Source organism: Kitasatospora sp. NPDC057512, assembly GCF_042802135.1.
Classification (GTDB): Bacteria; Actinomycetota; Actinomycetes; order Streptomycetales; family Streptomycetaceae; genus Kitasatospora.
The window spans coordinates 1-6,464 of the sequence record NZ_JBHVET010000513.1; the positions used below are offsets into that span (position 1 = coordinate 1).

General features: G+C 78.1%; 3 protein-coding genes. 1 reads left to right on the top strand and 2 read right to left on the bottom strand.

Annotated features, from left to right (window positions below):
* Together ACFU6K_RS27820 and ACFU6K_RS27825 are read right to left on the bottom strand one after the other, a co-directional pair.
* Positions 1-1,001, bottom strand: a 1,001-nt coding sequence (locus tag ACFU6K_RS27820; RefSeq protein WP_380667503.1) for a serine/threonine-protein kinase, incomplete at its 3' end; no start/stop codon positions are given.
* Between the two features lie 278 nt (positions 1,002-1,279).
* Positions 1,280-3,223: a protein kinase gene (locus tag ACFU6K_RS27825; protein ID WP_380667505.1), complete on the bottom strand. Its 1,944-nt coding sequence runs from the start codon at positions 3,221-3,223 to the stop codon at positions 1,280-1,282.
* Between the two features lie 380 nt (positions 3,224-3,603).
* On the opposite strand from ACFU6K_RS27825, the gene ACFU6K_RS27830 reads away from it, so the two are divergent.
* A partial coding sequence (locus ACFU6K_RS27830; RefSeq protein WP_380667507.1) for an FHA domain-containing protein occupies positions 3,604-6,464 on the top strand: 2,861 nt, incomplete at its 3' end.

A 6,464-nucleotide genomic window follows, 5' to 3' on the forward strand; every position in this document is an offset into this window, starting at 1 on the left:
GTGTGGGTGTCCCGGGTGGAGTCCGGGGCGGCGCCGGGCACCAGCGGGACGGCCGGGCCGCGGCGGCGCTTGTGGATGCCGGGGCCGGCGTCGATCTCGGCGTAGACGGCCTCGCCGGGGGTCAGCTGCTCCTCGGCCGGGGCCCGGCCCTGGCCGGGCACGGCGAGCACCGGCAGGCCGGCCAGCGAGGGCAGCTGCTCGCGCAGCCGCGAGGCCAGCTCGGCGGCGCGCAGCCGGGAGGCAGGGGCCTTGGCCAGGCACTCGGAGATGATCCGCCACAGCCCGTCCGGCAGGCCGGGGATCGGCGGCACCTGCTCGGTGACGTGCCGGCGCAGCACCGCGCCGGTGTGGCCGCCGCCGAACGGGGTGGAGCCGGCCAGCAGCTCGTACAGCACGGTGGCGAGGGCGTAGATGTCGACGGCGGCGCGCGGCTCCAGGCCCTCGATGATCTCGGGGGCGAGGTAGTCGGGGGTGCCGATGATCCGGGTGGCCCGGGTGCGGCGCGGGGCGTCGACCAGGCGGGCCACCCCGAAGTCGGTGAGCTTGGCGCGCGGGGCGCCGCCGGGGCCGGGGGCGGCGGCGAGGTCGAGCAGGACGTTCTCCGGCTTGACGTCGCGGTGGACGATCCCGGCCGCGTGCGCGGCGGCCAGGCCGTCGGCGACGTCGGCGATGATCGAGGCGGCGGTCTGCGGCGGCAGCGCGCCGTCCCGCTCCAGCCGGGAGCGCAGGTCGGTGCCCTGGACCAGCTCCATCACCAGGGCGAGGTCGCTGCCGTCCACCACCATGTCGCGCACGCCGACCACCCGGGGGTGGTCGAGGCTGGTCAGCGCGGTGCGCTCCTGGACGAAGCGGCCGACCAGCACCTGGTCGGCGGCGAGGTCCTCGCGCAGCAGCTTGACCGCCACCGGGCCGTCGGGCCCCTCACCGAGCCAGACCGTCCCGGCCGAACCCCGGCCGATCACCTGGTGGACGGTGTACCGGCTGCCGATCTTGCGTGCCAATGCTGCTCCGTGGGCGGCGCGGGAGCGCTCCGGGGGTCCGGCGCGCTCGGTGGGGCGGGACAACAGCGACCAACCTACGCGCCCGGAGGGCCTGCGGGGGCCGCCCGGAGGGCCCGGAGCGGGAGTCCCGGCCGAGAAATCTCGATAATTGTCGACATAGCGTCAATGTGGCCGCCCGGGCGGGCCGGAGGCCGGAACACCGTCCGGGCCCGGCTCCGGCTCCGGCTCCGGCTCCGGCCTCGACTCCGGCCTGGCCTCGGCTCCGGCCTCGGGCGGCGCTACTTGCCGAAGAGACTGTTCGCCCAGTCGCGCGCCGAGTCGAACCAGCCCACGACGTTGTCCCAGTAGTGCGGCAGTGGCGTGAAGTTCCACAGCGCCACCCCGGCCACGCCCAGCACCAGCAGCACCATCAGGCAGCCCTTGAGGCAGCCGAGCCCCGGGATGTACATCCGGTTGCGGCTGCGCGGGCGCGGCTCGCGGGCCGGCCCGGGCTCGCGGCGGGCCGGGGCCGGCGGCTCCTCGCGGCGCTGCGGCGGGGCCTCCCGGTACTGCGGCGCGGGCGGCTCGGCCCGGCGCGCCACCGGGGTGGGCGCGGGCGCCGGCGGGTAGCCGCCCTGCGACTGCCCGTACCCGCCCGGGGCCTGCCGGTAGCCGCCGGGCGGCTGCGGACGGCCGCCCTGGCCCCGCTGGCCGCCCTGGCCGGCTTGACCGCCCTGACCGACCTGGCCCGCCTGGTAGGGCGGCGGGGCCACCGGCGGGCGCTGGGCGTAGCCGGGCGGGGGCGGGGCCTGGCGGTAGCCGCCGGGCTGCTGCGGAGCGGGGCGCCCGCCCGGAGCGCCCTGGCCCGGCCGGTACCCCTGTCCGCCGTGGCCGCCCGGTCCGGGCTGGCCCCCCTGCCCGGCCTGGTAGGGCTGCGGGGCGACCTGCGGCTGCGGGAGGTCCTCGTAGTCCTCCGGGCCGAAGTAGCCGACCTGGGTCTGCTGGTTGCGGTCCCGCGCCGCGCGCAGCTGGGTCTGCCACGGGTGCGGCGCCTCCTCCTGCGGGGGCGCGGCGGGCGGGGGCGGCGGCACGGCGGCGGGCGGCATCACCCGGGTGCGGTCCGGGGCGCCCTGCGGGGGCGGCGGCTGGGTGCCCATCACCGCGGTCGCCGCGGCCGGGTCGTACTGCCCGCCCGGAACCGGCGGCAGCACCTGGGTGCGGTCCTCGACACCGGGGGGCATGACACCGGGGGCCATCACCCCCGGGGCCGGGGCGCCCGGCATCGTCACGGGCGGCAGCGGCGGCACGCTGCCGGGGACGGCGGTCGGCTGCGGGTCCGGCAGCAGCAGGGCGCCGACCGCCAGCGCCTCGTCCACCGCCGCCGGGGAGGCGTGCACGCCGACCCCGGCCGCGACCACCCGCAGCGCGTGCGCCAGCGAGGTGGCACCGGGCCGCTGGGCCGGGTCCTTGCGCAGGCAGCGCTCGATCACCGTCCAGAGCGGCTCGGGCATGGTGCTAGGCCGCTGCGGCTCCTGGGCCAGGTGGGCCTGGAGCACGGCGAGGGCGCTGTCGCCCTGGAACGGCTGGCGGCCGGTGACCAGCTCGTACAGCATGATCCCGGCGCCGTACACGTCCACCGCGGAGGTCTGCGGACGGCCCTCGGCGGACTCCGGCGCGACGTAGGCGGGGGTGCCGACGAACTCGTGGGTGCGGGTGACGCCCGGGGAGTCGGCGAGCCGGGCGATGCCGAAGTCGGTCAGCAGCGGGTGCATCCGCTCGGCGCCGTCCACCACGGTGGAGGCGAGCATCACGTTGGCCGGCTTGAGGTCGCGGTGGACGATCCCGTCCGCGTGGCTGGCCGCCAGCGCGTCCGCGACCTGGGCCATCAGCAGGGCGCCGGCGATCGGGCTGAACGGGCCGTTGGCGCGCAGGTAGCGGGCCAGGTCCGGGCCGTCCACCAGGTCCATCACCAGGGCCAGCAGCTCGCCCTCGACGACCAGGTCGCGGACCCGGACGATGTTGGGGTGGGTCAGCCGCAGCAGCAGGGAGCGCTCGCGCAGGAAGCGCATCACCACGTCCGGGTCGGCGGCCAGCTCCTCGCGCAGCACCTTGATCGCCACCCGCTGCCCGGGGTGGCAGCCCGGCACCTGGACGTCCTCGCGCACCACGCCGCGCCAGACGGTGCCGGTCGCACCCCGCCCGAGGGTCTCATCCAGCAGATACTTGCTGCCGACTGGCCGCACCTGTCGCACTCCTCGCCGTGCCGCCCGCGCGGGGCGCTCCTCCGCCGGTGCGGTGAGCCTGCCGGGCCCGTGTCTGCGGCCACTCTAACGGTGACCGTACGGGTTTTTGAGGTGGTCGGCAGGCCATCCGCACGGTCTGGGGAAGGGTTGGGGGAGATCCCCTAGGGAAGGTCCCGGGCACCCCGCGAGATGGCCGTCGACCTGACTCCCCGTCGCCCCGGTCGCCGCCACGATCGCAAGATCGTCAAATCCGGTACGGTGCGCGGACCGTCCACGACGGATGGCAGGATGGACACTCGCCACTCGTGTGGCCCAACGGTGCCCACGGCACCGGGCAGCGGCACCAGGCTTCACATCAGCAGAAGGGACCCGCGGGCGAGATGCAGATCCGGCTGACCGTCCTCCGACCGCGCAGCGGCCCGTCCGCCGCCGGCTCCGCCATCCCCTACGTGGACGTGCTGGTGACCGCGCCCGTCGGCACCGCACTCGGCGCCATCGCGGGCGCGCTCGCGGGTGCCGTGGGCGTGCGCGGGCCGCGGGCCGCCACCCACGTGCACCTGTACGCCGGGGCGCACCGGGTCGACGAGCACACCCTGCTCGGCCACCCCCCGCTGCTCGACGGCGCCGTCCTCAGTCTGAACGAGCCCGACCCCACCGCCGACGACCCCGACGACACCCCCGCCGCCGCCGAACTGCGGGTGGTCGGCGGCCCCGACGCCGGCGGCGTGCACCGGCTGCACGGCCGGGAGATCCGGATCGGCCGCTCCGCCGAGGCCGACGTCCCGCTCGACGACCCGGACGTCTCCCGGCTGCACCTCTCCCTGCACCTCGCCGAGGACGGCCGGATCTCCGTACGGGACCTCGGCTCCACCAACGGCACCGCCCTGGACGGCCGGCTCGTCCCGCCCGTCCCGCCGGAGGCCGCCGTCCCGCTGGAGCCCGGCGCCGTGCTGCGGATCGGCGAGTCCACCCTCCAGGTGACCGCCCCCGACCCGGCCGAGGCCGCCGGAGCCGTCCGCGCCGCCCTGCCGGACGGCCACGGCCACCTCCAGCTCGCCGCCCCCGGACCGGTCCGGCCCGCGCCGCCCGTGGTCGAGCCGCCCGCCGCCCCCGAACCCGCGCCCGGCCGCGGCCGCGGCCTGTTCTCCCTGCTGCCCGGCCGCGCCGCCGAACCGCCCGGCCAGGAGAGCGCCGAACGCCACCACGCCGCGGTGCGGCTGCGCCAGACCGCCGCCCAGCGCGAACGCTGGCCCGACCTCGCCACCCTGCTGCTCAACGCCGTCGGCCCCGGCCCCCGGCTCTGGGAGCGCGGCCCCGGCCACCCCGACGCGCTCACCCTGCGGCTCGGCACCGCCGACCGCCCCGGCGGCCCCGGCACCACGCCCGGCACCATGCTGCCCGCCGTCCCGGTCACCCTCGACCTCCAGACCGCCGGCAGCCTCGGCCTCAGCGGCCCGCGCGAGCGCCTGGACGCGCTCACCCGCGCCGTCGTCGCCCAGCTCGCCGCGCTGCACCCGCCGACCGGGCTGAGCCTGGTCGTGGTCGACGCCGACCCGGCCCGCGCCGCCGAGGACCGCGTCGACACCTGGGCCTGGGCCCTGTGGCTGCCCCACCTGCGCCCGGTCGACGGCCAGGACTGCCGACTGCTGATCGGCCTCGACGACGAACAGGCCACCGCCCGGCTGACCGAGCTCACCGCCCGGCTCAGCGGCCCCAGCGGCCTCGCCGGCCACCCCGCCACCGTGGTCGTCGTCGACGGCCGCCCGGCCACCGAGGCCGCCCGGCAGGCGCTCGACCTGCTGCTGCGCCAGGGCCCGGCGGTCGGCATCTTCCCGATCTGCCTCGCCGAGCAGCCCGAACTGCTCCCCCGGGGCCTCGGCGCCACCGCCCTGATCACCGGCGAGGTCGGCACCCAGCTGTCGCTGTCCCGGCCGGTCGCCCGCGGCCGGGAGACCCTCCACGAGGTCTCGCTGGACGCCGTCTCGGACGCCTGGGCCGAACGGCTCGCCCGCGTCCTCGCCCCGCTGCGCGAGGCCACCCCGGCCGCCCGCGGCCCGCTGCCCGACGTGCTGCGGCTGCTCGACCTGCTCCAGCTCGACACCGTCACCCCGGCCAAGCTGTCCGCCCGCTGGGACGCCCACGCCGGCGGCATCGGCGCCGCGACCGCCCTGCTCGGCACCACCCGGGACGAGCTCTGCACCCTCGACCTCGCCGACCCCGAACTCACCGTCCCCTCCCCCGACCCGGGCGGCCCGCACCTGCTGATCGGCGGCGCCCGCGGCTCCGGCAAGACCGAGCTGCTGCGCACCCTGGTCGCCTCGCTCGCCGTCTCCGAACGGCCCGGGCGGCTCGCCGTCACGATCATCGAGGGCCGGGCCACCTCGGAGGGCCAGGACGGACTGGACGGCTGCACCGAGCTGCCGCACGTCACCGGCCGGGTGAACGCCGCCGCCGACCCGCGCGCCGCACTGCTCGCGGCCGAGGCGCTGGAGGACGAACTCACCCTGCGGGAACGGCTGTTCGACGGGCTGGACTTCGCCTCCTGGCACGCCGCCCGCATCTTGGACGGGCAGAGCCTGGGCGGGCAGAGCCTCGACGCGCAGAGCCTGGACGGGCCGGAGGCGGACGCGGAACACCCCAAGGTCCCGGTGCCCGCCGTCGTCGGCGGCGGAGCGGCCACCACGCCCCGGATCATCCCGCCGCGCAGCGCGGAGGGCCCCCGCCCGACCGCCCCCGCCGCTCCCCCCGCCCGGCTCGTCGTCGTCGTCGACGACTACGACGCGCTGCTCTCCCCCACCTCCGCCGCCGGCCGCCCGCTCGCCCGCGCGCTGGCCGCCGTCGCCCGCCGCGGCGGGCCGCTCGGCGTCCACCTCGCCGTCGCCACCGGCCGCCCGGAGGAGAGCGCCGGCACCGAGGTGGACGAGGCCGCGCTGCTCCGGATCGCCCTGCGCACCGAGGACCCGGCCGACTCCGACCTGCTGATCCACCTCGGCGACGCGGCCGCCCTGCCCGAGGACACCCCCGGCCGCGGCTACCTCCGCCTCCCGGACGGCGGCGTCACCGCCTTCCAGACCGCCCGGATCAGCGGCCGCATCCCGCGCACCGCCACCCTGCGGCCCACCGTCGTCGCGATAGACCCGCTCCAGCTCGGAGCCCCGCCGGCCCGCCGCCCCGTCCGCGAACTCGGCAACGGCCCCACCGACCTCGCCCTCCTCGCCAGCGCCCTCCAACGCGCCGCCGC